The organism is Bifidobacterium catenulatum subsp. kashiwanohense JCM 15439 = DSM 21854 (assembly GCF_001042615.1).
Classification (GTDB): domain Bacteria; phylum Actinomycetota; class Actinomycetes; order Actinomycetales; family Bifidobacteriaceae; genus Bifidobacterium; species Bifidobacterium catenulatum.
The window spans coordinates 1014941-1041013 of the sequence record NZ_AP012327.1 but is presented as its reverse complement, the minus strand read 5'-3'; the positions used below and the strand labels follow the sequence as shown (position 1 = coordinate 1041013).

Genomic DNA, 26073 nt, shown 5'->3' with positions numbered 1-26073 from the left:
TGGTGGTTGTCCGAAGAGTACAGGGGAGCCGATTTGTGGCTGAGATGGGCTGTTTGTCCGAACCCTTATGACCTGAACAGGGTAATGCCTGCGTAGGAATGTTACGAACGGTGCGCGTGCGCGTCTCCTCTGTGCCGACGGCTGGGTTCGGCCGTCTGTGTTATGGAAGAGAAGGGATTTGGTGTGTCCGATGCGTCGCAGGTGCCTGAGCAGCTTGGTTCGGGTTCGAAGAAGTTGACTCCGAAGAATGTTCTGCTGGGTTTGCAACATGTGTTGGTGTCCAATGTGTGGCTTGACCCGGTGTTTGTGGCTGGTGCCATTGGTTTGCCGTTGGCATTGTCGTCGAATATGGTGAATGCCATTTTCATTGTGTCTGGTTTGGTCACGTTGATTCAGGCCACGAGATTAGTGCGTCTGCCGATTGTACAGGGGCCGTCCGCCGCGTTCGATGCGTTGATGATCGCTGCGGGCACTGCTGGTTCGTTGGCTGCCGCAGGCACGTCGATTTTTGTCAGTTCGCTGATTTTTCTGGTGTTGTGTCTGACTCGTGTGATTGAGAAGATGCGTTTTCTGTTCGCGCCGATGGTGTCGGGCGTGATTATTTTTCTGGTTGGCGTTTCGCTGTCGAGTTTCACGTTGAGTGAGTTTCTTGGTGGCGCTCCCGGCGATGATGGTTTCGCCAATCCGAAGACGCTGGCCGTGTCTATCGTGACTTGCGCACTCGTGGTGGTGCTTTCGCAGTTCGGCAAGGGTATGGTCAGGGCGCTTTCCTATCTGATTGCTCTGGCTGCCGGCACTGTGCTTTCGATGGTGTTTGGCATGGCTGATTTTTCCGCTGTCTCGTCGAAGCCTTGGTTCGGTCTTCCTCAGATCATGCCGTATGGTGGTTTTGATTTTGACTCCGCGGTGTTCGTGCCGTTCTTCATCGCGTATATGGTTGCGATTATGGAGGCGCTTGGCGTATATCAGGCAGCCAGCGAGATTCAGGGCGTCAAGCTTGAAGATCGTCAGGTTCGCTATGGTTTGGCGGGCGAAGCGGCCGGTTCCGCGGTCTCTTCGCTGATCGGCGGTTTCACCACTACCGCGTATCCGCAGAATGTCGCGTTGCTCAAGGTCACGGATGAGGGCAAGACCCGTACTCGCGTGCCGGTGATCATTGCCGGCGTGGTATTTGTGGTTCTTGGTTTCATTCCGAAGGCCGGCGCGGTGTTGTCGCTGATTCCGTCCCCTGTGATCGGCGGCATTTTCCTGCCGGCAGCGGCAAGCCTAATCAGCACGGGCTTCAATACGCTGCGCAAGGTGGAGTCGAACGACCATTCACAGGCGGTCATTGGATTGTCCCTGCTGTTGGGCATCGCGCTGCCGAGCGCGTTGAGCGGCTTGGAGGGCGGCGCTCACGTGTTCTTCTCCAATTCGATTCTAGTCGGAGCGTTCTGTGTGGTAATTCTCAAGGCGCTGCTGATCGACCTGCCGAATCTGATCAATCGTCGTAAAGGAAACAGCGACGCTGAAATTCCGTCGCAGATCTGATTTGCTTTCGAATATCAGTATCGTTTATAGAAAGTTTTATGGAAAGGAATACCGCATATGACATCGATGTCGTTGGGCGCCGACGCGCAGGAAGTCAAGGCAAACGTGCTTGAGTTCATCGAAAAGTATGGTTGCGAGATCGCTCCGGATAAGGCGTTCGACGCACTTGCACGTAAGATTTTCGCTTTCCAGTTCGCTCATAACATGCAGTATCGCGCGTATTGCATGTCTCGCAGAGTGACCCCGCAGACATTGTCGGAGTGGATGGATATTCCGCCGATGCCGGTGGATGGGTTCAAGATGCTGACGCTCACTTCGGTGCCTGAGGATGATTGCGAGGCAGTGTTCATGACCAGCGGCACTACGCATCCGGGTCAGCGTGGACGCAACTATCATCCCGATCTTGAGGTGTGGGATGCGTCAATGATCGGCCCGTTCCGTCATTTCATCATGCCTGACCGTGAGCGCATGCGTATCGCGGTGCTCTCCCCTGCCTGGGAGATGAATCATAATGGTTCGTTGGCCCGCTATCTGACTCGTGCGGTGGAGCAGTGCGGCAGCGAAGGCAGCGGCTTCTTCTTCCATGAGGATGGCCTGGACTTCGCTGGTGTGGAAAAGTTCCTTGATCAGGCGGTGGCGGACGGCGAGCCGGTGATGCTGATGGGCGCTTCGTCCGCGTATCTGTATCTGCTCGACTATCTTGTCGAGCGGGGCAAAACCTACGCGTTGGCGAAGGATTCGCGTGTTTTCGATACCGGTGGTTTCAAGAGTACGAAAACCGATATGACCGTCGATGATTTGTATGCGAAGTTCTTTGAGGTGTTCGGCGTCGCACGCACGCATTGCGTGAACATGTACGGTATGACGGAGTTGAGTTCGCAGATATACGATCAGAATCTGCTGTCGTACTATACGGATGGTTCGTCGAACTATCTGAAGGCGACGCCGTCGTGGGTTCGTTCCGTGTTCCTTGATCCGGCAACGCTCACACCTGTCGCCGATGGCGAGCAGGGGGTGATCTCGCATTACGATTTGGCGAATTGGAATTCCTGTCTGGCGATTCTGACCGAAGATCTTGGTGTGCGCACCGATTCCGGTTACGAGCTCAATGGTCGTGCGAAGGGTGCGGAGGCACGTGGTTGCTCCATCGCCGTCGATGAGGTGATGGCGGCGAACGCATGAGCATCATCGATATTTTCCATACGCCGCGCGGTTTCGTGTTTCAAGATTTCGAAACGCGCGACATCATCACCAATCATGGTGAGGTCACGTTACGATATCCGGTGCTCACTGCGGAAATAATCCGTGATTTGTGCGGGACAGTACGTCGCAATCGGCTGCAGACACTGTCGGTATATTCCGTCGAACGCATTGTGGATGTTATCGGTAAGGCTGTGGAATTGTGGACGGATCCCGATTATGAGGAACGTCTGCTTGCCGAATCGTTGATTCCCGCCATTACCGGTTATGATGCGACGATGACACGCATCGAGTTGAAACGCTACATGCGCATGTTTCATAGACGCGAGCTGTTGCGTTTTCTCGACGATGAGCTGTCAAGCCCGCGCATGCTGGACGAATACCGTCCGAACAAGTCCGGCGGGTACACGCGCCTGTATGGACCTGATCTGACGTTCCACGTGTTCTCCAGCAACGTTCCCGGCATTCCTGTGTGGAGCATGACCATGAGTCTGCTGACGAAAAGCGCGATTATCGGCAAATCCTCGTTCGATGAGCCGCTGATGCCCGTACTTTTCGCGCACTCTTTGGCGCAAATCGATCCGGATCTTGCTGACGCTTTGGCCGTGGTGCCATGGCGTGGCGGCACTGTGGAACTTGAAGACATGACGATCGGCGAAGCGAATGCCGTAATCGCCTACGGCTCTTCGCACACCACTGAAGCCATCCGTCCACGCGTCGGTACCGGCAAACCGTTTCTCAGCTATGGTGCTCGCATCGGCTTCTCACTGATTGGCCGCGAAGCGTTGCGCGCGGACACGCATGTGCAGACCGTGCACCGCATGGCCGTGGACGTGGCCACCTACGACCAACAAAGCTGTTTGGCGCCGCAAACCATCTTCGTGGAACGGGGCGGCGCCATCTCCCCCGCGCAAACCGCCGAACTGCTTGCCCGCGAACTCGACTCGCAGCAGCGCAAATATCCACGATCAACCCCTTCCGACACGGAATCCCTCGCCATCCGCAGGGCACGCTCTCAAACCGAGATGCAAGCGCTGTTTATGACGTCCATGACTCCAGACAGCGCCGCACAGGCCGACCCACAGGCGCCGTTCGTCATCGAATCGCCGCAAGGCACCGACTGGACCGTGCTCTGCTACCCCAACACCAGTAGTCTTCCCTCGTTGGCGACACCGCTCAACCGCACCATCAACATCGTCGCCGTGGACCAACTCGAACACGCGCTGCCCACACTGAAACCCTACCGCGAGTGGCTGCAAACCTGCGCGATCGCCACAAGCTCATCCAGACTGTTCGCACTCGCGCAACAAGTGGGCGAATACGGCATCGACCGCATCTGCCCCGTCGGAGAAATGAACCGCGCGAAATCCGGATGGCACCACGACGGTGGATTCAACATCCTCGACCTCGTCAGAGCCGTCGACATCGAACGCAACACCGACCGTTACGCCGACACCTTCGACATCGACTACGAATAATCCCAAAGGACCTTACGTGAACCAGCAATCCGAACACCGGCCACTCACCGGCAAAACCGCCATCATCACCGGCGCAAGCCGAGGCATCGGCGCCGCAATCACACTCAGACTCGCACAACTCGGCGCCAACGTGACCATCGACTACCTAAGCAACGACGAACGCGCCCAACACACCAAGCAACACATCGAAAACGACGCGGACGCACAAGGACGCGTCATCACATGCAAAGCCGACGTGACCGACGAAACCCAAGTCAACGAACTCGCACAAACCACAGCCAACACCTTCGGCGGCATCGACATCCTCATCAACAACGCGCTCAGCCACTACTCGTTCGACCCACGCAACCGCAACACCTTCAGTAACACCGGCTGGAACGACTACGCAATCCAACTCGAAGGATGTCTCAAAGGCACCTACAACACCTGCACAGCCACATTGCCATACATGCGACGCCAATCATGGGGACGTATCGTCAACATCTCCAGCAATCTCGTCGACAGCCCCATCGTCCCCTACCACGACTACATAGCCGCCAAAGGCGCACTCATCGGACTCACACGCTCGCTGGCGCAGGAAGCCGGCGCGTGGGGTATCACGGTGAATGCCATCGCCGCAGGTCTGACCGTAGGCACGGATTCAAGCCGCGCCACTACTGAAGATATTCGCGAACATATCATCGAACAGACGCCTTTGGGACGGCTCGCCACCACCGGCGACATCGCAGGGGGCGTAGCGATGCTGGTGGGCGAGGATGCACGTTTCATCACCGGACAGACATTGCATGTCGATGGCGGACTCACGATGAGCTGATTACGAACATCCGGTGACAGCCTCGTTCTAGGCTCTATGCCATCGAGCCTAGAATGCAACAACCTGCATCCGAGGCCCGTTTCAATCTGCACACTGTATCCGCCCATACCAAGATGGGTCATCTAAAACCAATTCGTCAGAGGATTATCGGCATTACAACGAGCAGGCATCAAAGAAACGCTCGATGATGGTGTCGTTGAGCAAGCGTCCGGTTCGGGTTGGAATCACACGTCCGTCGCGGATCATGATAAGACCTTCGTCTTCCATGGGTTGAACGCGAGTCATATCAACCGTGTTTCCGAGAAGGCTCAAATCAAGGCCCTCACGTATGCGCAGACCAAGCATGATGATTTCTTCGAGGTTCTCCTCGTTGGAGATTCGTTCGCGTCCCGACCATGGCATATCGCCGGCGTTGATAGCCTGGCCCCACATGCGCGGATGTGCGATATCCCAGCTGCGTAAGCCTGAAGTTTTGACTGTTTCGGTTTTTTCCTCCGGCGTAGACTGTTCGACATCCAGCACATTGCCATAGTGGCTGTGCGCGCCCGGTCCGAGTCCGGCCCAGTCGATATTGCGCCAGTAGCCGAGATTATGCTGCGATTCATAACCAGGCCGTGCCCAATTGCTGATTTCATACCATTCAAGACCGGCCGCGCTCAACAGATCGTCGGCGATCTCATATTTGATTGCCTCATCGTCATCATCGGGCGTAGGCAATGTTCCTGCCGCGATCTGACGTCCCATTTTCGTGTTCGGTGCAACGGTCAACGCATATGCTGAAATATGGTTGACGCCTAAATCGATCGCCGTGCGTACGGAAGCACGCCAATCATCAAGACTCTCCCCCGGCGCACCGTAAATCAAATCCACGCTGGAACGCATGCCGACAGCATTTGCCACGGCGATTCCTGCCGCCACATTGGCCGGAGTGTGCGTACGATCCAATATTTTCAGCACGCTTGGCACGGCCGACTGCATGCCGAAAGAGATGCGGTTGAATCCGCCGTCCGCCAGTTCTTTCACATAATCGGCGTTCACCGTGTCCGGATTCGCTTCGGTGGTGATTTCCGCGTTCTCGGCAATGCCCCACGTATCGCGCACGGCATTCAGCATGGCCACCAGATCCGAGGCTTTCAGAATCGTGGGCGTGCCACCGCCGAAGAAGACGGTGGCCGCTTCCGGTTCGTCAATGCCGTGCGCGATCTGCCAATCGCGAACGATCGACATCTCGCGAATCACCATGTTGGCGTAGTTGCCGCGCGATGCGCCCGCCCCCATGTCGACGGCGGTATACGTGTTGAAATCACAATAACCGCAGCGGCGCATGCAGAATGGCACATGAACATAAATTTCATACGTCAAAGCACACGCACCTCCGCGCCGCTGCCGTCGCGGCAAGCCGCTCCCCTCGCCTACGGGAAGCCCACCGGGCTTCCCGCTTCACGGCTCGGCAACGCATGCAGAATGGCACATGAATGTAGACTTCGAACATCAGCCTTCGGTCTTCTGAGCCGCACGAATCTTGTCTTTGGTGTCACGGTCATTGCCGGTCTCTCCGGTCGACAATGCGGCGATGAACGCCTCCTGCGGCACCTCGACATGGCCGAGCATCTTCATGCGCTTCTTGCCGGCCTTCTGCTTTTCGAGCAGCTTGCGCTTACGGGAAATGTCGCCGCCATAACACTTGGCAAGCACGTCCTTGCGCAAGGCGCGAATGTTCTCGCGTGCGATGATGCGGGAACCGATGGCGGCCTGAATCGGGATTTCGAACTGCTGGCGAGGAATGAGCTCACGCAGCTTCTTCGTCATCATCACACCGTAGGAATACGCCTTATCCTTATGCACGATGGCGCTGAACGCATCGACCTTCTCACCCTGGATGAGAATGTCAACCTTCACCAGATCGGCGGACTGTTCGCCGTCCTCATGGTAGTCAAGCGACGCGTAACCCTTGGTGCGGCTCTTCAACTGGTCGAAGAAGTCGAACACGATTTCGGCCAACGGAATGCGATAATGCATTTCCACACGGTCGGCGGAAATGTACTCCATGGTGCCCATTTGGCCACGATGGTCCTGGCACAAGTCCATGACGGCGCCGATGAATTCCTTCGGAGTGATGATGTCGGCGGCAACCATCGGTTCGACGATCTGCTTGATCTTGCCGTCGGGGAATTCACTCGGATTAGTCACACGATACACGGAATTGTCTTCCGCAGTGACCTCGTACGGCACGTTCGGCGCGGTGGAGATCAGATCAAGATTGAATTCGCGGCTCAGTCGTTCGGTCACGATCTCCATATGCAGCAGGCCAAGGAAGCCGCAGCGGAAGCCAAAGCCTAGCGCCACAGACGTTTCCGGCTCATAAATCAGGGCCGCATCGTTGAGCTTGAGCTTATCGAGCGCCTCACGGAGTTCCGGATACTGCGCGTTGTCGATGGGGAACAGACCCGCGTAGACCATGGGCTGTGGGTCACGGTAGCCTTCGAGCGGATCGGCTGCGGGCTTGAGCGCAGACGTGATGGTGTCGCCCACTTTGGACTGGCTGACATCCTTCGCGCCGGTGATCACATAGCCGACTTCGCCCGCGCCAAGCGCCTTCGTAGGCATCATGTCTGGACTGATCACGCCGATTTCAATCGGATCATGGGTCATGCCGATACCCATCATGTGCAGTTTCTCACGGGAACGCAGCTCGCCATCGACCATACGAATGTAGGTGACGATACCGCGGTAAGAGTCGTAGACGGAATCGAAGATCAACGCACGTGCGGGCGCATCCGGATCTCCAGTCGGCGCCGGAACGTCGGCAACGATACGGTCAAGCAGTTCGGACACGCCTTCACCGGTTTTACCGGACACACGCAGCACTTCGGAAGGATCGCAGCCAATCAGGCCTGCGATTTCTTCGGCATGCTTGTCTGGTTCCGCGCTGGGAAGATCTATTTTGTTCAGTACAGGAATGATGGCCAGATCGTGGTCAATGGCCATGTACAGGTTCGACAGGGTCTGCGCTTCGATGCCCTGCGTCGCGTCAACAAGCAGCACGGCACCCTCACATGCGGCGAGTGCGCGGGAAACCTCGTAGGTGAAATCGACGTGACCTGGAGTGTCGATCATGCCGAGAGTGTATTCGGTGCCGTCGAACGTCCACGGCACGCGCACGGCCTGCGATTTGATGGTGATGCCACGCTCCTGCTCAATATCCATGCGGTCCAGAAAACGATCACGCATCTCACGTTCGGGCACGATGCCGCTGAGCTGCAGAATACGGTCTGCCACCGTAGACTTGCCGTGATCGATATGCGCGATGATGCAGAAATTGCGAATCAACGACTGATCGGTGAAACCGGGCTGGTTATGCTGCTGGCTCACGCCATCCTCCTCTTGAAATACTCGACGCAAACGATTCTAACTGCTAGTATCGGCATGGTGAGTCGCGACACTCCTGAGCCCGTTGGCGATTTATCCGCGCGCCATGTTATCATCATCGTTTGTATGTCCTTATAGAAAACGTCGTTTGGAGAAATAGTGGCAAACATCAAGTCGCAGAAGAAGCGCGTTCTCACCAACGAGAAGGCCCACAAGCGCAACGTGGCCGTGAAGTCCAGCCTGAAGACTGCCGTTCGCGCCACCCGCGAAGCTATCGCCGCCGGCGATAAGTCCGCAGCAGAAGCCGCCTACAAGGTCGCAGCTCAGAAGCTCGACAAGGCTGCTGGCGCTGGCGTAATCCACAAGAACCAGGCTGCTAACCGCAAGTCCGGTCTTGCCGTGGCCATTAACGCTCTCTGAGTTTTAGAAGCTCAAAGCTAACAAAAAACCCGCAGGTTCTTTCCTGCGGGTTTTTTGTTACGCAAATATCTTTTACGTTTAATTACTATCTCACTGCCGCTACTTGCGCTTATCACACTTGCGTTTTTCGGAATCCTTATCAGAATGAATGACCGGCCGTTTCAAATATATCGCTTCACTTGGCAGATATGTATTATGACGCACCAGCGCTCCCGGAAGCTGAATGTCGAAAATCACCGATACCAATCGCATGCCGACCATCAACGCGACAATCAGCAGATCAAGCACCACTTCGGCTGGAAAACTGACGATTCCAGCGTCCACGCCTTTGCAGACAAGCACCGTCAGTACGCATCCCACGGCGGATGGAACCGCATACCAATGTTTGTCACGAATCACCATCGGCACTTCGTTGATGAGCATGTCTCGAATCAGCCCACCGCCAAGCGCGGTGAACATGCCCAGAAAAACCGCGGTCATGCCTGAAGTGTGGTACATCATGGCTTTGCTGGTACCGTTGACTGCATACAATCCCAATGCCAGAGCATCCAATGAAAGCATGGACCATTTGAGCTTATTGATTTCGGGATGGCACACCGCTACAGCCACAGAAGCGAGCAACGCGACGATCACCAAACCCTTGTCTGACACGCCGACTGGTGGCGAAATACCCAACAGCAAGTCACGGATGATGCCTCCCCCCAGTGCGGTAAGCCATGTGGTGACAAGAATCGCGAAAATGTCGTAGCCTTTGCGCACGGCGGCAAGTCCGCCGCACATGCCGCAGCAGAACGTCGCCAAATATTCAATCCCCCAAAAGAAGGCATTACTCTCCAACGCCACCGGCATGCTTCCCTTCCCTCGCTTTCGGATTTCGCGACTTCCCATCGTACACAAACAAAGCGTGAGGACGGAACATGTGTTGCCCGACCGTAGGCTTGGCCGAACGGCCTTGAGTGTGTCGAGCAACATATGTTCCGCCCTCACGCAGGGTCAGAACCCATGAAAGTCAGTCGAGAAAAATCAGCAGACCTTCCACATCCAGTTGTGCGGATCTTCGATCTCGCCAAGCTGGATGCCCAGCAGCTGGTTGCGCAGGTTCACGGTGAATTCGCCGGAGTTGCCGTCGGCAACGGTCACATCGAACTTCTCGGACTTGAAACGACCGATTGGGGTGATGATGGCTGCGGTACCGCAAGCGAACACCTCGGTGACTTCGCCGGACTTGATGTCTTCGAGCAGCTGGTCCAGGGCGATCATGGTTTCGACCACGTCGTGGCCGTTGTCCTGAATGAGCTGAATCAGGGAGCGACGGGTCACGCCCGGCAGAATGTTGCCGGTCAGAGACGGGGTCTCCACGTGGCCGTCCTTGTGCACGACCATCATGTTCATGCCGCCAAGCTCCTCAAGGTAGGTCTTGGTGGCGGCGTCGACGAAGCAGACCTGCTCGCAGCCGTGGTCGATGCCGGTGTATTCGCCCAGCAGAGATGCAGCATAGTTGCCACCGCACTTGGCGAAGCCAGTACCGCCAGGACCGGTGCGGAACCACTTGTCTTCAACCCAGATGCTGACCGGCTTCACGCCGCCCGGGAAGTACGGGCCGGACGGGGATGCGATCACGCAGTAGTCCACTTCCTGCGGAGCACGCACGCCGAGGAACGGCTCGGAAGCGAACATGAACGGACGCATGTACAGGGTGTACTCGCGGCGGGTCGGAACCCAGTTCACGTCACGCTTGACAAGAGCGGCCACGGAACCAATGAAATCGTCGATCGGCAGTTCCGGCAGGTACAGACGCTTGGCGGAGTTCTGGAAACGCTCGGCGTTCGCATCCGGGCGGAACAGCCAAGTGGAGCCGTCGGCGTGACGGTAGGCCTTCAGGCCTTCGAAGCATTCCTGAGCGTAGTGCAGAACGGATGCGCCCGGGTCCATCTTCAGCGGCGCATACGGCTCGATGCGACGGTCTCCCCAGCCTTCGCCCTTGGTCCAAGTCATGTGGGCCATATTGTCGGAGAAGACCTGACCGAATGCCGGCTTGTCGATGAGTTCGGCACGCTTGGCGTCGGAGGCCGGGTTTTCGTTCGGGAGCACGGTGAACTTCTCGGTGAGCTTGTCGAGCTCTGCCGGATCGTGATGATTCTGTTCAGTCATTCTTTACTTCTTCTTGTTGCAGCCGCCCGAAAGCGGCCCGCGGTTGTTGGTATTCCAGCGCTTGTGGCACCGGTTCTGGTTAGTAACTCTCCCACATCATAATCTCTTTCGATTACAAGCGTTCGCGATATGAGATAGGAAGAAACATCCTGCGAAAAAGTTGCTGCCCTCACGACCGTCGGCACCCGCCACAGCTTCGTTCGGCTAAAAGAGCTCCCAGGGTTGGACACTGTCAGGAGGCCTAGGGAACTGCCGTTAACTGCCATGGTACATCAACTTCCTTTACTCCGGAAACAGCACAGTGGCACAACCTGCCATATATAAGTGAGATATCACATGACACGTCCCGAAATTTGCCATATATAAGCGAGATACAGCCCGCTCGCTCCTCTCCCAGCTATTCCAGCATAGACACCCTCAGATCCGTCCTCGAAGTATGAGAGAGATACGACGTAAAGTGCACCAGCCAGTTTAAGAAAAATCTGACGCTGGACAAGAAGCAGAATAAGAATCTCGAAAAACTATTTGAGGCAATCGAGATTCCGGCAAGCGGCGGCACGTTGCCTGTTTCAACGGCGTTCTCCCGGATTGCGGATCTGCATGGCCACGCCGTCTTCTATGCTTGAGAAGCCGTGCTTCTGGTAGAAGGTGGCGTTCTTGCTTTCTTCCGGCATAACTTCAATATAAAGGTAGTCGCAGTATTTCTCTTTGACCATGCCCACCAGATGGCCTGCGATGCCATGACCCTGATACTCCGGATCGACCAGCACGTAATGCATGTAAGCCACCATCTCAGTGTCATCAAGCACGCGCACCAAGCCCACCAAGCGGTCGCCATCCCATGCGCTGAACACGGTGGACGATTCCATCAGAGCCTTGTGCAAATGTTCCGGATATTTGCCTGACACCCATCCGACGGATCGGAACAGTTGCCGCGTCCGCTCTTTGGTGAACTTCTTTTTATCGGTATACGTGATTCCCATAGTCCCGAGCGTGGTTGCATGCTACGCGCAAACTTAAGCCGGTCTCTGCATTCAGACGTGATTTTGGAATCACGTTTACGTTGGCTCAGGCCAGCCAGTAACCGCACGCAACGGCCATGACGGGCACGACGATCGAAGCCAGAGTATAGCCGATGAAACAAGCGATTTTCCCATTGCGTAGGAGCGTAACCGTCTCGTTCATCATGGTTGAGAACGTTGAGAAACCGCCGAGAAATCCTGTTGCGAGCAGTAGGCGGCAGTCGGGGCTTATGGTGTTCGCCGCGAACAATCCCGCCACCAAGCCGGCAAGCAGACCGGCCACAACATTGATGGCAAACGTCGAAAGCGGGAACGTTTTGCGCCACATTGCCTTGATATACGAATCGCAGATATAGCGCGCGGCCGCGCCGACGCCACCGCATGCGCATACGCCGATCGCAAGCATTGCGCTCATCGGATCGCCTCCTTGTCAGCATATTCGTCTTTGTTTCGTTCCGCCAGCCACGAACCGCATAAGGCACCAGCGTAGGCGAGCGCAAAACCGACAATGAACGTTGCGCAACAATATGTGAGGACGCTGGGAATCGCGTGATCGTCAATCATCATGAATTCTTCCAATGCGAGCGTGGACATGGTGGAAAGGCCTCCGCACATGCCCATGCCGAATCCACGATTCACGTATTCTTTTGCACGGCCTTTCAACAGACTGGAAGATCCCAGCCATGCGGAAAGCGCCGCATATACGAAGCAGGCCACCATATTGGCCGCGAACGTACCGACATGGAAGCTGCCCACATCCGCAATGGACGAGCTCGCATACCGCAGTCCCGTGCCGATGCATCCGCCAAGGAATACCACCGCCACCACATCAAGCCGAATAATATGCTTATTCAAATGTTCCTCTCCTCCGCAGCGTCTCACTTCGTCTCTCGTGCATTGTTTCCATGCATCGTCAGTCATGCGAGTCATCACTCGATTGGATTGCTGATGCATGTCACGTATTTACTGGAATCCTGCGTCAGATCATTATCGAACGGGTTCATTGAACGCATGGGCGAGTATAGTCCGCATCCACCCGTCGTGCCAATATTGCGTAAGAAATGCAGGATTTGCCGTCAGTTTCGTATGTCTTCCAGCTCACAGAACGGGTGTTGCCGGGGTGCAAAAAGCCCATGTGCGTCTGAACACATGGGCTTTTCATCATCTCTTACGGTTTTTCAAAACCGTAAGATGGAAGTTTGCTTCCTTAAGCTAGCTGAACTCACTCAGCGTCGTCAGCCGGAGCGGCTTCGACCGGAGCAGCCTCACCGGCAGCATCTTCCGGCACCTCGACGGTGACGACGGACTCTTCCGGATCCTCGACGTCGAGCACAACGCCTTCCGGCAGCACGACATCCTTGGCGAAGATCTTGGAACCGTCGGTCAGACCGTCAACGTTAACCACGATCTTCTCCGGCAGGTTGGCGACATCGGCGCGAACCTTGAGCTCCTGGATGTCGACGAATGCGACGGCAGCGCCCTTCGGGGTACCCTCGACGAACACCGGCACCTCGACGTCGATCTTCTCGCCGGCCTTGACCTCGTAGAAGTCAACGTGCTCGACGATGCGCTTCACCGGGTTGCGCTGAACGTCCTTGACGACAGCCATCTTGGTCTCGTCACCGAACTTGATGGTGAACAGAGCGTTGGTGTGACGCAGGGACAGGGTGGTTTCCTTCATCGGCAGCTGCACGAAGACCGGCTCTTCGCCGCCTGCGTACACGGTGGCCGGAATAAGGTTGGCGACGCGCAGGCGGCGGGCAGCGCCCTTGCCGAACTCGGTACGGGCAGCGCCTTCGAGGGTAATGGTGGTAGCCATGAGCTATTTCTCCTTGTTTTATTCGTTCACTCTGTCTCGGCGCATCAACGAGCCGTGAATCAACCCACAAGGAGCCTACAATCACACGCCGAGTCGATTACGGAGGCCATACGCTTCCCTCGCCAAGACAACAGTTAATTAGTATATGATGAGGGCGGACATCATCGAAAAACGCCACACATCAAAAATGCAAAAATCTGTCAAAGCCCACGAAAACGCCGTACGCACGTACAATCGATAGTAGTTGTGAACAATTCGTCAATCGCAAGGAATCGAGACAGCAATGAAGCATGACAATGGCACAATCGTTCGCGACATTCGCATCGCCACGGGAGCCGTGACGGCTGCCTGTATCGCATCGTTGGCTGCGACCGCGAAATACCTGTTCCATTTCTGCATCGATACGCAATGGAAACGTTCCGTTTTCCATCAATCGCTGATTGCGCCGGAACGTACCGAGAAACTTCAGCAGGGTGAGGCAAAGGAAGCAGGAGAATGGTTCTCGCAAGCCAAACAGCCTGTGACGATTACCAGCGATGATGGACTTCGACTGCATGGATGGCTGTTCGACCCGGATTGCGCTGCGCCAAAACCACACCTGTACGCAATCTGTATGCATGGTTATACCGGCGTACCGGAGGAAACCGCGAAATGGGCGCATCGTTACGCCCGCATGGGCTTCACCGTGTTGGTTCCGTCGCAGCGTGCCCAAGACTTGAGCGAAGGACGGTACGTCGGCATGGGCTGGCTCGAACGCAATGATCTACTGAATTGGATTGACCTTATCGTGTCGAGCGACCCCGACGCCCGCATCCTGCTGTATGGCGGTTCGATGGGCGCGGCAACGGTGATGATGACGACGGGAGACCCGCGCCTGCCGCACAATGTGGTGTCCGCGATTGTCGATAGCGGCTACACGTCTGCACGTATGGTGTTCATCGACAACCTTCGGCATTCGTCGCATCTGCCGAAACCGCTTGCCGCGGTATGCGTGGATGCCACGGGATTGTTCTGCAAACATTATGCAGGGTACGATTTTTCGGAAGCCACCTGTCTGCAGTCGCTCAGACATACCGTCATTCCGATGCTGTTCATTCATGGCGAACAGGACGACATTGTGAACTCACGTTTCCTCAAGATCAATTACGAAGCGTGCTCAAGCATCGATCGAGAAAAGCTCATGATTCCCGACGCACGCCATATGGAAGCATCCGTCGTGGATCCTGAACTGTATTGGAACACCGTCAACGCCTTCATCAAACGCGCATTCGAATTGTGAACCATGAAAACTGTGTCAAGACTCACATGAGATTTTCCTCATGTTTATTCCCAAGGTGAACATACGCAATGTTCATTTGTTGGAAAATCCAATAAAATCAACGGCTTACCCACTCCTACCACCTCCCAACACGCTCAAGGCCACGGAATACTCCACCATTATCTTGTTGTTTGTTCGTCGCAGAGCGAACAAACAACAGAGAGGAACGAATATTACATGGCCAATCAACAACATGGGGGAAACCGTTGGGTGTGCGCTGTTATTCCGGCGTTGCTCATTCACATCTCAATCGGCACCGTATACTGCTGGAGCGTGTTCAAACAGCTAATCGCCGATCAGATGCATGTGGCGCCGAGCATTGTGGAATGGGGCTTCTCGCTTGCCATCTTCTTCCTTGGCATGTCGGCAGCCTTCCTTGGACCCTTCGTCGAAAAGGACATCAAGAAATCGGCTCTGATATCGACGGTCTGCTTCGTCTGTGGGTTCGCCGGCACCGGAGCCAGTATCGCGGCGGGATGGCTCCCCGGCGTGTTCATCTTCTATGGCGTGATCATGGGCATCGGGTTGGGCGTCGGCTATCTGACGCCGGTGAAGAACCTGATGCTGTGGTTCGCCGACAACAAGGGGCTCGCCACCGGCATCGCCGTCGCGGGATTCGGTCTGGCCAAGGCCATCGCAAGCCCGGTCATGCAGTGGCTGGTCTCCACGATTGGCCTGGCGCCCATGTTCTATGTTCTTGCCGTCGTATACGCGGTAATGATGCTGATCGGCTTCGCACTAATCAAGCGTCCAGCCGGATACGTGTATTCCGAACAGGCCCGCATCCGCCGTCGCGATATCATGAGGAAGCCGGTATTCTGGGCGATTTGGCTGGCTTTCTATCTCAATATCACCTGCGGTCTGGCATTGATCTCCCAAGAGAAGGACATCCTGCATGATGCGCTGTCCATCCTTCCAAAGTACGCGTCACTGAACGCGACACAGCTGGCCACAGCCATCGCAGGAAGCATCAGCGTCATCCTGGCCGTCGATGCCGTATTTAACGCTGCCGGACGTATCGGGTTCTCCGCACTGTCCGACCACTGCAAACGCCGTGAAACCGCATATCTGGTAATTTTCATCATGTCCATCGCGGTGTGCGCGTTGCAGATCTTCACGCATTCGATTGCCAACGGCACCCTATGGCTGATTGTGACGATGCTGTTCCTTATCAACGCCGGCTATGGCGGCGGCTTCTCTACGCTGCCGGTGCTGCTTGAGCAGCACTTCGGTATGAAGTCAGTGTCCACCGTGCACGGACTGGCTTTGAGCGCGTGGGCGTTCGCCGGATTGTCCGGCAACCAGCTGGCGTCCTTCGTCGTCTCCCATACGACGGACGCAGCCCACCGATACAGCGCGCTGATTCCGATCATCACCGTACTGTACGCCGTCGCTCTCGTGTCCATCATCGCCGTGACGCTCGCCACGAAAGGCAAGAGCGCCAACGCCTTATCAACACGCTGACACGGCGGACAAGCCTATCAACGCCTTACGCGGATGTTCTGGGCATTCGCCCGCAACCCGCTCCACGCCGAGGAACAGACTCCGGTCCTGTTCCTCGGCGAACTTCTTTCCATTGGTATATACGATGTACATGATTTCTTCCTTTCCCAATCCATTTCTCCGTATTCCACCGCATCACCTTCTGATTCACGCACACTGACGACAGCCATGAAAACAATGACATCCCCTCCGTTACGGTCGAATATATGGATCAAATACCACATGCCGCAATACCATGACGGATAAGGCTCCCCTGCCCACGTGTTTTCCCGTCACACAGGTACTGTAGCAGGTATGGAACAATCATCTAGAGCTTTCCCACCGTCCCACATCGAAGTGCGCGGTGCCTGCGTGCATAATCTCAAGAACGTCAATGTCGACATTCCATTGAACAAATTAGTCGGTATCGCCGGCATCTCCGGGTCCGGAAAGAGCTCTCTCGCTTTAGGTGTGCTATACGCTGAAGGATCCCGACGCTATCTGGAGGCTTTGTCGACGTATACTAGGCGACGTCTCACCCAAGCGAGTCGAGCGCAGGTAGTCGATATACGTCATGTGCCCGCAGCTCTCGCCCTCCATCAAAGACCTTCAGTGCCCGGCGTGCGATCCACGTTCGGCACGATGACGGAGTTGCTCAACAGTCTACGTCTGCTGTTCTCCCGTTGCGCCTCGCATGTCTGCGAGCATTGTGGCGTACGCAACCGTCCCACAATGAACGTGGCGGCCGAGTTGCCTATACGATGCGCATCCTGCAACCAACTCATGCACCCACCATCCGCCGAACAGCTGTCGTTCAATTCCGCCGGCGCATGCCCGACCTGCTCCGGAACAGGCATCGTGCGAATCGTCGACCGTGCTTCCCTAGTGCCAGACGAGACCAAAAGCATCGACGACGGCGCAGTATTACCATGGGGATCGTTGATGTGGGATCTGATGAAGCAGGTGTGCGGCGCGATGGGAGTGCGCACGAACATTCCGTTCAACCAGCTGACCGACGCCGAGCGGGACATCGTATTCAACGGCCCGGCCGTCAAGAAGCATATTCTATACAAACCGAAGAAAGGCAATGATTTCGCCGAACTTGACTTCACGTACTTCAACGCCGTATATACCGTGGAGAATGCGCTCGCCAAAGCCAAGGATGAGAAGGGTATCAAACGCGTGTCGAGATTCCTCAGCGAGAAACCCTGTCCGGATTGTTCCGGTACGAGGCTTTCACAGCAGGCTCGTCAACCGCAGATTCTCGGTATTGATCTGGCACAAGCCACGGCGATGACACTTGACGAAACGATACGTTGGGTGCGTTCAGTACCTAAGTCATTGCCGCAGGAGATGCGTGCGATGGCCACAGCCATCTGCGAATCGTTCGAGGATACGGCCGAGCGGCTCGTGGAACTCGGATTATGCTATTTGTCGCTTGACCGCGCAGGTGCGACACTGTCCACCGGCGAGCGCCAACGTGTGCAGTTGGCCCGTTCGGTGCGTAACCGCACTACAGGCGTGCTGTATGTGCTGGATGAACCGTCTATCGGATTGCATCCGGCGAATGTGGATGGACTGTTGGGCGTGATGCGCGATTTGGTGGCTGACGGCAATTCGGTGGTTGTGGTCGATCATGATACCCGTGTGCTTGCCGCGATGGATCATTTGGTGGAGATGGGTCCAACGGCCGGTGTCGAAGGTGGTCATGTGATCGCTCAGGGTGCGGTGGCGGATGTTATGACGGCACCTGGTTCTCAGATAGCGCCTTTTCTGCGTGATGGTGGCAAAATACATGAGCGGGCGCGGCCGCAGATTGACTTAGATGCGATGTTCGCCAAGGGTCGGATTCATTTGGAGACGAATACCGTGCATACGGTGCATCCGTTATTGGTGGACATTCCGCGAGGACGTCTCACTGTGGTGTCTGGCGTGTCGGGTTCCGGTAAGACGACGATGGTATTGGAGACACTGGTCCCTGCGTTGCGCTCGGCCGCTGATGGTACCGTTTCCCCGAGCTCGATTCGTCTGATTGACGCGGATGGCATTTCGAAAGTGGAACTGATCGATGCCACGCCCATTGGAGCAAACATCCGCTCGACCGTGGCGACGTATTGCGGTGTTCACGATGATCTGCGTCGTGCGTTTGCGAAGACTTCCGATGCCCATAAGAAGAATCTCAAACCTGGCGCATTCTCATACAACACGGGCAAGTTGCGCTGCTCCACTTGCGATGGAACCGGTACCATTTCGTTGGACGTGCAGTTCCTGCCCGATGTTGACGTCACGTGTCCCGATTGCCATGGGACACGGTATGCACAGACCGCCGATGACATTCGATTGGTTTGCGCGGACAGCGTCGCCCGTTCACTGCCGGAATTGATGTTGCTAAGCGTCGACGAGATGATGCCTCTATTGGATTTCCTACGCCCCGTTCGATCGAAACTGGCCACACTGCATGAGCTTGGCCTGGGGTATCTGACACTTGGCGAGCCGACTCCTGCGTTATCAGGCGGCGAAGCGCAACGGCTGAAGCTGGCCAGCGAAATGGGACGCGGACAGTCCGGTTCGGTATTCGTGTTCGACGAGCCGACGATCGGGCTACACCCGTTGGATGTGCTGGTATTACTACGCGTGTTCGACTCGTTGGTGGCTTCTGGGGCGACAGTTGTAGTAATCGAACATGATCTTGATGTAATCGCGAACGCGGATTATCTCATCGACATGGGTCCGGGCGGAGGCATGTCCGGCGGTCGCATCGTATGCGAGGGAACACCGGAAACGGTCCGTGCCTGTCCTGACAGCGTCACGGGCAGATATCTGTGTGGATGATCCGACGCGAACTCGCCCGTGACGGTTTCCCATAGCTGCTTTCCTCGGGGTTGTCTGGGATACAGTCAGAAATCCCAGTCATCGTCGTCGGTCTCGACTGATTTACCCATTACGTACGAGCTTCCCGAACCGGAGAAGAAGTCATGGTTCTCATCGGCGTTCGGACTTAACGCGGCAAGGATCGACGGGTTCACGTCGCAGATCTCTTGTGGAAAAAGCGCTGGATATCCGAGATTCATCAACGCCTTGTTGCCGTTGTATCGCAGGAACTTTTCGACATCTTGCGTCAATCCGACAGGCTCGTAGAGGCTGCGCGTGTACTCCACCTCGTTGTCATACAACTCGTTGAGCAGGTCGTAGGTGTAGTCGCGCAGTTCGCCGCGTTTGTCCTCGCTGACCCGCTCAAGCCCTTTTTGATATTTGTATCCGATGTAATAACCATGCACGGCTTCGTCGCGGATAATAAGGCGGATCACGTCGGCGGTGTTGGTGAGTTTGGCATGCGCGGAGAAATACATCGGTAGATAGAAGCCTGAGTAGAACAGGAACGATTCCAGCAGCGTGGAGGCCACTTTGCGCTTGAGTGGACTATCCCCCTCGTAATAGTCGAGCACGATGCGCGCTTTCCTCTGCAGATACTCGTTCTCCTCGCTCCAAGAGAACGCCTCGTCAATCTGTCGGGTGGAACACAAGGTGGAAAAAATCGAAGAATAGCTCTTGGCGTGCACTGATTCCATGAACGCGATGTTCGTATAGACGGCTTCCTCATGCGGGGTAAGCGCATCGGGTATGAGGCTGACCGCGCCAACGGTTCCCTGGATAGTGTCAAGCAAGGTGAGACCGGTGAACACGCGCATGGTCAACGTATGTTCGGCCTCGCTCATTGCGCGCCAAACGGGCAGATCATTGGAGACGGGTACTTTCTCCGGCAACCAAAAATTGCCGGTCAGCCTGTCCCATACCTCAAGGTCCTTGTCATCCTCAAGTTTGTTCCAGTTGATGGCACTCACACGGTCAATGAGCTTAATTCTCTGCCGAGGTACGGATATCGGCGCCATGATGGTCATCCTTTCTAATCGTCGTCTTATCGTTGCGGCCGTATAACCGCCTGTATTCGTCCGGAGCCGTCAGGCGAAGTATCGCGCGGTAAACCAAACGAGACATGTCTTTTCCTTTTCCCTTCAAACCACGGGTCTCACAACATGCAACTGACGCAGCCTTGCACTTCGGTGCCAGACAACGCCTGCTGACGAATGCGGATGTAATATAGCGTTTTGATGCCTTTGCGCCATGCATAAATTTGCGCCTTGTTCAAATCTCGGGTAGTCGCCGTATCGGGGAAGAACAAGGTCAGCGACAGGCCCTGATCGACATGCCGCGTCGCCTCGGCATACGTATCAACAATGGCCTTCCATCCGATTTCGTACGCATCCGCGAAATACTGGAGATTGTCGTTGGTCATATACGGAGCTGGATAGTAGATCCGTCCAATCTTGCCTTCCTTGCGAATCTCAATCTTCGAGGCGATAGGATGGATGGAGCTCGTGGAATGATTGATGTACGAAATTGACCCAGTGGGCGGCACAGCCTGCAGATATTGGTTGAAGATACCGTCACGTATGATGTCATCACGCAGACGACGCCAATCATCCTCGTCGGGGATATGGATGCCCCGCCGTGCGAACAGCGACGCGATTTTTCCGGTCTTCGGCGCCAGCGATCGCTCGCCGTTCGTGTATTTGTCGAAATAGTTGCCTGCGCCTGCAGGTTTCGCATAGGCGGACCGCTCGAAGCCTACAAACCGTGTTCCGCGTTCGACTGCGAGCTCATGCGAGGCACGGTAGGCATGGTATGCAACGGTCATGAAGTAAATGTCGGTGAAGTCGAGGGCTTCCGGTGAACCGTACATGATCGATTCTCTGGCAAGGAATCCATGGAGGTTCATCTGTCCCAGGCCGATGGCATGACCTTCGTCGTTGGCGCGTCGGATGGATGGCACACACGCGATGTCCGTATGTTCCGACACCGAGGTCAGTGCGCGAATCGCACGTTCCACAGTTCGTCCCAAATCACCGTCCATCGCTTTGGCGATGTTGAGCGATCCAAGATTGCAGGACACGTCACGTCCCACGTGATCGTAGGACAGATCCTCATGATAAGTGCTTGGCTCCTGCACTTGGAGGATCTCCGAGCACAGGTTGCTCATGGCGATTCGTCCGTCGATCGGATTGGCTCGGTTCACAGTATCTTCGAACACCATGTACGGGTATCCGGATTCGAATTGCAATTCGGCCAAAGTCATGAAGAACTCTCGCGCGTCGATGTAGGTTTTCCCGATGCGTTCATCGTTCACCATATTCCGGTAGTTTTCGCTGATGGAAACATCGGCAAAGGGCCTGCCCATGACGCGTTCGACGTCATATGGGCTGAACAGGGCCATAGGTTCGTGTCTCTTCGCCAGCTCGAATGTGATGTCGGGGATCACTACTCCAAGAGCCAAAGATTTGATACGGATCTTCTCATCCGCGTTCTCGCGTTTGGTATCGAGGAAATGCATGATGTCCGGATGATGAGCGTTGAGGTACACCGCACCGGCGCCCTGTCTAGCGCCCAACTGGTTGGCATAGCTGAAAGAGTCCTCCAGCAGTTTCATCACAGGCACAACGCCGCTGGACTGGTGTTTGATGCGCTTGATGGGCGCGCCGGCCTCGCGCAGATTGCTAAGCAACAGCGCGACGCCTCCACCTCGCTTGCTCAATTGCAATGCGGCGTTGATGCCACGCGATATGGACTCCATGTTGTCTTCGATACGTATGAGGAAACAGCTGACCGCCTCTCCGCGCTGCGCTTTACCGAGGTTGAGGAAAGTGGGCGTCGCCGGTTGGAAACGCCCTGATATAAGTTCTTCGAAATACGATTCAGCAGCCGCATGGTCGCCGGCGGCAAGCGCGAGCGCAACGGCGGCTGCGCGTTGTGGGAAGTTCTCCAGGTATTGTTTGCCGTCGAAAGTTTTCAATGCGTATGAGCGGTGGAATTTGAAGGCTCCGAGGAATGTATCAAATTCGAAGCCGCACTCATCCACATTGCGGTAGAACCTGTCAAGGAATTCGGTGTCATATTGGGCAAATACGGATTCGTCGTAGTAGCCGTCTGCGATGAGCCGACTGAGTCTGTCTTGCGTGGAGTCGAAGTGGACGGTGTTCGGCAGCACGTGCTTTTCGACGTACTCGCGTACGGCTTGAAGGTCTTTATCGAATTGGATGCGTCCCTGCTTGTCGTAGAGATTCAGCATCGCGTTGAGCGAGTGCCAGTCATGGGCGCGATCGTAGGAGGCTGTAACGTCGGTTGCTGCGTGTGGTGTCGTTGAATCTTCTGGCATGGTTATCGTTGTTCCTGTTGTGTGTATTCGTCGAAAAAACTGCGCAGTCCTTCGCGCACGATCGTGGTGTCTTCCGGAGTGCCCATCAGTTCGAACCGGTAGAGTAATGGTACGTGGCATTTAGCCGCGATGATGTCGCCTGCGATGCCGTAGGCTTCGCCGAAGTTGGTGTTACCCGATGCGATGACTCCGATGATGCCTCTGCGGTTGCGTTCATCATTGAGGAATCGTTTGACTTGTACGGGCACTGCTTTGCCGATTGTTCCTCCGCCGTATGTAGGTGTCAGCAAGACGTAGGGCTCATCCACATGCAGCTCCGGCTCGTTCGACCGCAGCGGGATGCGCATTGCATGGATGCCGAATTCATCCAATCGGCATCCTTCAACGAAGCGTGTCGTATTGCCCGATGCCGACGAGAAATACACCAGCGCGCTCACCGGCAGCGAGCCTCCAGCTCGTGGATTTTGTCGGGACGATACCCGGACCAGGATTCGTCGTCTGCGATGATGACTGGCATCTGCCGCCATCCTTCGTTCCGCAATCTGTCGGAAATACGTGCGTTGGCTGTAATGTCGACAGTCGTATACGGAAGACCTCGTTTGTCCAATTGGCGTTTTGTCGCCGTGCATTGCGGGCAGTTTGCTTTGGTGTATAACGTAATGTTCATGTTCCACGTCCTTTCACGACCGTACGTCGTTGGTACGTGGCACACATTATCCGAACAAAAATAAAAATCAAGACCACAACATACAGTGTCTCGTCACATTTTCAAACACTATATACGGCGTGTTTCCAGCATTGGCAACAGTTTTGAAGTTCCAGGGCAGGACGTGGGCCGGATTTGTGGGATTTTTCACATCGGATGCAATCGTTCTTCACTAAAAGCCCCATGCCGTAAAAGGCATATAGGAACCAGAGTCTTATTTCCCTTCGGGAACCCAGCCGTCACTCACTCAAGTTGACCTTGGACGACCAATCATGCACTAACCGCAGAAAAGACAGACGTCCCGCACCCCGGCAACACAGATTCAGGTTTCTTTGCAGAAATCTACAGAGATTCTTTCGGTACACTTTTCGACCGAGCTGGGAGGCATCCGACATACCATACCGACCAACGGTATGTATAATATTGGTGTATTCGACTCCACCATTGAAGGAGAGGCATATGGCGCGTAATGCACACCCTGAGGTGACGCGACAGCGAATCCTTGACGCCGCGAAAAAGCTGTTCGCGCAAAAGGGGTATGAGCGCACCACGATTCAAGATATTCTCGACGAGCTCGAAGACCTCAGCAAAGGCGCTATCTATCATCATTTCAAAAACAAAGAAGCGATGCTGTATGCGCTGGTAGATTCCGACAACGAACGACTTCTTCCCCAAGCAAATCAAGAGGATGACTCACGAAACGGATTGCAAAAACTACGCAATTCGCTCATGATGCAGATTACCGACGCCGAACATATGACCCTCATGCGCGATGCATTTCCCCTGCTGAACGACCCGAAAATCCTCGCCGAAAATCTTCGCATCTGGCGAACCGACAGCACCAAAATCGCATACGACTTCATCCAGGAGGGGTTAAAGGACGGTTCAATTACAACCGAATACCCTCAAGAAGCCGCGGAACTTTTTTCACTGCTATTCAATTACTGGCTAGCTCCAAACTTCTACCCCATCACTACCCTTAGTGAATTCAAGCATCGCATCCACTGTCTTGGATTGATTATGGACTCGCTCGGAGTTCCGCTTATCGATCACGACAGTGATATGGAAGATCGGCTTGCGGAAGGCTTCTTCCTACTCGCCAGCAATCCGCAATAAAAGCTCGGCAATGTCAATCTATCTTTATTTGCACTTTTTTACATACCGTCAGTCGGTATCGAAAGGAATGGTCATGAAAAACTCGTCAGAAACGATGCCCCAATCCAGCTTGCGCTCCGCAAACTTCATCTTGCTTGTACTCGGTCAAGGCATTTCCTTGTTCGGCAATACCATGCTCCGATTTGCCATGTCCATGTGGGTACTGGACGAAACCGCATCATCTACGACCTTCGCCACCGTGCTGGCCATATCCGTCATTCCGACCATACTTATCAGCCCATTCGGAGGTGTTATGGCCGACCGAGTAAGCAAACGTGCCATGATGGTGGCGCTCGATATCATCTCAGGAATCGTCACGTTGCTCGCGACTGCGTTTTTCGCACTATCCGGATTCAACATTCTCGCCATCGCCATCATGCAGGTAGTATTGGCAGTACTCGATGCCATGGAAACTCCCGTCGTACAATCCGCACTGCCACAAATCATCGGAAGAGAGTCCTCCACTGACCTTCGCCGAGGCACGGCCATCATCAATCAAGTGCAGCAGCTCAGCCAATTACTCCCGAGTTTCCTAGGCGGCGTGATGTACGGGCTGGTTGGCATTCGACCGATGATGCTCATTACCGCAGCATGTCTTATGTCGGCAGCCATGGTTGAATGCTTCATCAGACTCGCGAAGCCCCTATCGAATCAAGATGATGCCGGCATCTGCCTGCTCGGCGTCATTATTGGCGATATGCATTCGGCGACCGCTTTCCTGCTTCGCAAGGAGCCGACCGTAGCACGATTAGCCGGTGTTTGCACATGGATTAATCTGATACTGACTGGATTCAGTTCAGTAAGCTTTCCTTACATTATTCGAACTACGTTAGGCTACGATGCGGCGACATATGGTCTATGCGATGGCATTATCGGCATTGCCGGCATAGCGGGAACATTCATTGCTGGATGTTTCGCCAACCGTTTGAAATCACAAAACGCCCCTTCGTTGTTGTTCGTGGAAAGTCTTATGCTGCTTCCGCCGGCCATCGCTTTCCTGCTTCCATGTTCAACGCAAACCAAGCTCATCATGCTGGTGCTCTGCACTGCGGTAGTCATCATCGCCGTTGATTTCTTGAACCTCATTCTCGTGCCATCTATTCAGATGAGGACGCCAACCGCGTTTACCGGCAAGGTCATGGCCATTATTTCATCGTTGACGATATGCACTCAGCCACTCGGGCAAATGCTTTACGGATGGCTGCACGCACATTGCACGGTTTGGCTTATTCTGCTGATTTCAGCACTGGCATCACTACCCTTGGCATGGCTGGCTCGCCCACTGTTTGCGCACCTTGACGATACGATTTCCAAGTAAGGCAGGGTGACGAACGAGCAGCGGTCATTTGGCTGCTTGGTTCAGCGGTCCGCGGCGTTTCATCCATGTATCGAAGCCGA

At 55.1% G+C, this 26073-nt stretch carries 24 protein-coding genes and 1 riboswitch; of the genes, 10 read left to right on the top strand and 14 right to left on the bottom strand.

The genetic code is table 11. The features are described 5' to 3' along the window. The first annotated feature begins 11 nt into the window (after positions 1-11). A riboswitch (TPP riboswitch) is annotated at positions 12-117 on the top strand. Positions 118-183: 66 nt separating this feature from the next. From BBKW_RS04450 to BBKW_RS04435, 4 genes are all read left to right on the top strand, one after another. Next, positions 184-1530: a solute carrier family 23 protein gene (locus BBKW_RS04450; RefSeq protein WP_081962270.1), complete on the top strand. Its 1347-nt coding sequence runs from the start codon at positions 184-186 to the stop codon at positions 1528-1530. 66 nt (positions 1531-1596) lie between these two features. Next, complete coding sequence (locus BBKW_RS04445; RefSeq protein ID WP_414835671.1) at positions 1597-2712, top strand: LuxE/PaaK family acyltransferase; 1116 nt, start codon at positions 1597-1599, stop codon at positions 2710-2712. Further along, positions 2709-4208 carry an acyl-CoA reductase gene (locus BBKW_RS04440; protein WP_033501181.1) on the top strand — a complete coding sequence of 500 codons (1500 nt, stop codon included), beginning with the start codon at positions 2709-2711 and terminating at the stop codon, positions 4206-4208. Before BBKW_RS04445 ends, BBKW_RS04440 begins: the two co-directional genes overlap by 4 nt. A gap of 16 nt (positions 4209-4224) precedes the next feature. Beyond that, entirely contained in the window at positions 4225-5022 is a 798-nt protein-coding gene (locus tag BBKW_RS04435; RefSeq protein ID WP_033501182.1) for an SDR family oxidoreductase, read from the top strand. Positions 5023-5175: 153 nt separating this feature from the next. Here BBKW_RS04435 and hemW read toward each other — a convergent pair whose 3' ends face one another. Beyond that, positions 5176-6348 carry a radical SAM family heme chaperone HemW gene (gene hemW / locus BBKW_RS04430; RefSeq protein ID WP_033501183.1) on the bottom strand — a complete coding sequence of 391 codons (1173 nt, stop codon included), beginning with the start codon at positions 6346-6348 and terminating at the stop codon, positions 5176-5178. A 165-nt stretch (positions 6349-6513) separates the two neighbouring features. Next, positions 6514-8394 (bottom strand): translation elongation factor 4, encoded by a 1881-nt coding sequence (gene lepA, locus BBKW_RS04425; RefSeq protein WP_033501184.1) that lies wholly within the window; start codon positions 8392-8394, stop codon positions 6514-6516. Between the two features lie 156 nt (positions 8395-8550). On the opposite strand from lepA, the gene rpsT reads away from it, so the two are divergent. Further along, positions 8551-8811: a 30S ribosomal protein S20 gene (rpsT, locus tag BBKW_RS04420; protein WP_003835031.1), complete on the top strand. Its 261-nt coding sequence runs from the start codon at positions 8551-8553 to the stop codon at positions 8809-8811. Positions 8812-8910: 99 nt separating this feature from the next. Here the strand turns inward: rpsT and BBKW_RS04415 are convergent, their stop codons facing one another. From BBKW_RS04415 to BBKW_RS04390, 6 genes are all read right to left on the bottom strand, one after another. Continuing rightward, the gene (locus BBKW_RS04415) at positions 8911-9660 is read right to left on the bottom strand and encodes a trimeric intracellular cation channel family protein (RefSeq protein ID WP_033501185.1); all 750 of its coding nucleotides are present in this window, start codon (positions 9658-9660) and stop codon (positions 8911-8913) included. Positions 9661-9834: 174 nt separating this feature from the next. Further along, positions 9835-10962, bottom strand: a complete 1128-nt coding sequence (locus BBKW_RS04410) for a branched-chain amino acid aminotransferase (RefSeq protein ID WP_003835037.1) — start codon at positions 10960-10962, stop codon at positions 9835-9837. Between the two features lie 569 nt (positions 10963-11531). Next, the gene (locus BBKW_RS04405) at positions 11532-11945 is read right to left on the bottom strand and encodes a GNAT family N-acetyltransferase (RefSeq protein WP_033501186.1); all 414 of its coding nucleotides are present in this window, start codon (positions 11943-11945) and stop codon (positions 11532-11534) included. 85 nt (positions 11946-12030) lie between these two features. Beyond that, a complete protein-coding gene (gene crcB, locus BBKW_RS04400) occupies positions 12031-12399 on the bottom strand; it encodes a fluoride efflux transporter CrcB (RefSeq protein WP_033501187.1) in 369 nt (122 codons plus the stop codon). Beyond that, positions 12396-12914: a fluoride efflux transporter FluC gene (locus BBKW_RS04395; RefSeq protein ID WP_193786589.1), complete on the bottom strand. Its 519-nt coding sequence runs from the start codon at positions 12912-12914 to the stop codon at positions 12396-12398. The genes crcB and BBKW_RS04395 overlap by 4 nt, the downstream gene beginning before the upstream one ends. 292 nt (positions 12915-13206) lie before the next feature. Further along, positions 13207-13803: a 50S ribosomal protein L25/general stress protein Ctc gene (locus BBKW_RS04390; RefSeq protein WP_033501189.1), complete on the bottom strand. Its 597-nt coding sequence runs from the start codon at positions 13801-13803 to the stop codon at positions 13207-13209. Between the two features lie 283 nt (positions 13804-14086). Between BBKW_RS04390 and BBKW_RS04385 the strand changes: the two genes are divergently transcribed. Together BBKW_RS04385 and BBKW_RS04380 are read left to right on the top strand one after the other, a co-directional pair. Further along, positions 14087-15082: an alpha/beta hydrolase gene (locus BBKW_RS04385; RefSeq protein ID WP_033501190.1), complete on the top strand. Its 996-nt coding sequence runs from the start codon at positions 14087-14089 to the stop codon at positions 15080-15082. Between the two features lie 216 nt (positions 15083-15298). Next, positions 15299-16585 carry an OFA family MFS transporter gene (locus BBKW_RS04380; RefSeq protein WP_033501191.1) on the top strand — a complete coding sequence of 429 codons (1287 nt, stop codon included), beginning with the start codon at positions 15299-15301 and terminating at the stop codon, positions 16583-16585. Here BBKW_RS04380 and BBKW_RS10470 read toward each other — a convergent pair. Both BBKW_RS10470 and BBKW_RS11310 read right to left on the bottom strand, forming a co-directional pair. After that, positions 16574-16717, bottom strand: a complete 144-nt coding sequence (locus BBKW_RS10470) for a hypothetical protein (protein WP_157872362.1) — start codon at positions 16715-16717, stop codon at positions 16574-16576. The genes BBKW_RS04380 and BBKW_RS10470 overlap by 12 nt on opposite strands. A gap of 485 nt (positions 16718-17202) precedes the next feature. Next, positions 17203-17388 (bottom strand): hypothetical protein, encoded by a 186-nt coding sequence (locus BBKW_RS11310; protein WP_228429081.1) that lies wholly within the window; start codon positions 17386-17388, stop codon positions 17203-17205. Between BBKW_RS11310 and BBKW_RS04375 the strand changes: the two genes are divergently transcribed. Further along, positions 17387-19435, top strand: coding sequence for an excinuclease ABC subunit UvrA (locus BBKW_RS04375; RefSeq protein WP_231858519.1), 2049 nt, complete (start codon positions 17387-17389; stop codon positions 19433-19435). The genes BBKW_RS11310 and BBKW_RS04375 overlap by 2 nt on opposite strands. A 65-nt stretch (positions 19436-19500) precedes the next feature. On the opposite strand, the gene nrdF is transcribed toward BBKW_RS04375, so the two are convergent. The 4 genes from nrdF to nrdH all read right to left on the bottom strand — a co-directional run bounded on the left by nrdF (position 19501) and on the right by nrdH (position 23481). Next, the gene (nrdF, locus tag BBKW_RS04370; protein ID WP_003835055.1) at positions 19501-20493 is read right to left on the bottom strand and encodes a class 1b ribonucleoside-diphosphate reductase subunit beta; all 993 of its coding nucleotides are present in this window, start codon (positions 20491-20493) and stop codon (positions 19501-19503) included. A gap of 137 nt (positions 20494-20630) precedes the next feature. Continuing rightward, a complete protein-coding gene (nrdE, locus tag BBKW_RS04365) occupies positions 20631-22814 on the bottom strand; it encodes a class 1b ribonucleoside-diphosphate reductase subunit alpha (protein WP_033501193.1) in 2184 nt (727 codons plus the stop codon). A gap of 2 nt (positions 22815-22816) precedes the next feature. Continuing rightward, positions 22817-23251: a class Ib ribonucleoside-diphosphate reductase assembly flavoprotein NrdI gene (gene nrdI, locus BBKW_RS04360; protein WP_033501194.1), complete on the bottom strand. Its 435-nt coding sequence runs from the start codon at positions 23249-23251 to the stop codon at positions 22817-22819. Beyond that, on the bottom strand, positions 23248-23481 hold the full coding sequence (gene nrdH, locus BBKW_RS04355; protein WP_003835061.1) for a glutaredoxin-like protein NrdH: 234 nt from the start codon (positions 23479-23481) through the stop codon (positions 23248-23250). The genes nrdI and nrdH overlap by 4 nt, the downstream gene beginning before the upstream one ends. A 498-nt stretch (positions 23482-23979) precedes the next feature. Between nrdH and BBKW_RS04350 the strand changes: the two genes are divergently transcribed. Together BBKW_RS04350 and BBKW_RS04345 are read left to right on the top strand one after the other, a co-directional pair. Then, the gene (locus BBKW_RS04350; RefSeq protein WP_022245406.1) at positions 23980-24636 is read left to right on the top strand and encodes a TetR/AcrR family transcriptional regulator; all 657 of its coding nucleotides are present in this window, start codon (positions 23980-23982) and stop codon (positions 24634-24636) included. A gap of 73 nt (positions 24637-24709) precedes the next feature. Further along, positions 24710-25993, top strand: a complete 1284-nt coding sequence (locus BBKW_RS04345) for an MFS transporter (RefSeq protein WP_033501195.1) — start codon at positions 24710-24712, stop codon at positions 25991-25993. The last annotated feature ends 80 nt before the right edge of the window (positions 25994-26073 follow it).

Excerpts from the sequence above, each read along its gene's own strand:
- BBKW_RS04445 (WP_414835671.1), top strand. The coding sequence starts at position 1,597 with ATGTCGTTGGGCGCCGACGCGCAGGAAGTCAAGGCAAACGTGCTTGAG.
- BBKW_RS04440 (WP_033501181.1), top strand. The coding sequence starts at position 2,709 with ATGAGCATCATCGATATTTTCCATACGCCGCGCGGTTTCGTGTTTCAA.
- hemW (WP_033501183.1), bottom strand. The coding sequence starts at position 6,348 with ATGCGCCGCTGCGGTTATTGTGATTTCAACACGTATACCGCCGTCGAC.
- BBKW_RS04415 (WP_033501185.1), bottom strand. The coding sequence starts at position 9,660 with ATGCCGGTGGCGTTGGAGAGTAATGCCTTCTTTTGGGGGATTGAATAT.
- BBKW_RS04410 (WP_003835037.1), bottom strand. The coding sequence starts at position 10,962 with ATGACTGAACAGAATCATCACGATCCGGCAGAGCTCGACAAGCTCACC.
- BBKW_RS04405 (WP_033501186.1), bottom strand. The coding sequence starts at position 11,945 with ATGGGAATCACGTATACCGATAAAAAGAAGTTCACCAAAGAGCGGACG.
- crcB (WP_033501187.1), bottom strand. The coding sequence starts at position 12,399 with ATGAGCGCAATGCTTGCGATCGGCGTATGCGCATGCGGTGGCGTCGGC.
- BBKW_RS04395 (WP_193786589.1), bottom strand. The coding sequence starts at position 12,914 with ATGACTCGCATGACTGACGATGCATGGAAACAATGCACGAGAGACGAA.
- BBKW_RS04390 (WP_033501189.1), bottom strand. The coding sequence starts at position 13,803 with ATGGCTACCACCATTACCCTCGAAGGCGCTGCCCGTACCGAGTTCGGC.
- BBKW_RS04385 (WP_033501190.1), top strand. The coding sequence starts at position 14,087 with ATGAAGCATGACAATGGCACAATCGTTCGCGACATTCGCATCGCCACG.
- BBKW_RS04380 (WP_033501191.1), top strand. The coding sequence starts at position 15,299 with ATGGCCAATCAACAACATGGGGGAAACCGTTGGGTGTGCGCTGTTATT.
- BBKW_RS10470 (WP_157872362.1), bottom strand. The coding sequence starts at position 16,717 with ATGTACATCGTATATACCAATGGAAAGAAGTTCGCCGAGGAACAGGAC.
- BBKW_RS04375 (WP_231858519.1), top strand. The coding sequence starts at position 17,387 with ATGCACCCACCATCCGCCGAACAGCTGTCGTTCAATTCCGCCGGCGCA.
- BBKW_RS11310 (WP_228429081.1), bottom strand. The coding sequence starts at position 17,388 with ATGAGTTGGTTGCAGGATGCGCATCGTATAGGCAACTCGGCCGCCACG.
- nrdF (WP_003835055.1), bottom strand. The coding sequence starts at position 20,493 with ATGGCGCCGATATCCGTACCTCGGCAGAGAATTAAGCTCATTGACCGT.
- nrdE (WP_033501193.1), bottom strand. The coding sequence starts at position 22,814 with ATGCCAGAAGATTCAACGACACCACACGCAGCAACCGACGTTACAGCC.
- nrdH (WP_003835061.1), bottom strand. The coding sequence starts at position 23,481 with ATGAACATTACGTTATACACCAAAGCAAACTGCCCGCAATGCACGGCG.
- BBKW_RS04350 (WP_022245406.1), top strand. The coding sequence starts at position 23,980 with ATGGCGCGTAATGCACACCCTGAGGTGACGCGACAGCGAATCCTTGAC.
- BBKW_RS04345 (WP_033501195.1), top strand. The coding sequence starts at position 24,710 with ATGAAAAACTCGTCAGAAACGATGCCCCAATCCAGCTTGCGCTCCGCA.